Consider the following 267-nt stretch of genomic DNA (forward strand, 5'->3'; position numbering starts at 1 on the left):
CCCCGAAGAGCATGCTCTTCGGTTTGGGCTGTTCCCGTTTCGCTCGCCGCTACTCAGGGAATCGCATTTGCTTTCTCTTCCTCCGGGTACTTAGATGTTTCAGTTCCCCGGGTCTGCCTCACGCTACGCTATGTATTCACGTAACATGTCCCATCCCATTACAGATGGTGGGTTCCCCCATTCGGAAATCTTCGGATCAAAGCATACTTACTGCTCCCCGAAGCATATCGCTGTTCGTCGCGTCCTTCATCGGCTCCTAGTGCCAAG

General features: G+C 53.6%; 1 rRNA gene. It reads right to left on the reverse strand.

Annotated features, from left to right (window positions below):
- Positions 1-267: ribosomal RNA gene (locus ACZGCQ_RS17005) — 23S ribosomal RNA — on the reverse strand; the annotation flags it as partial.

This window comes from Exiguobacterium sp. HSB13 (assembly GCF_056764755.1).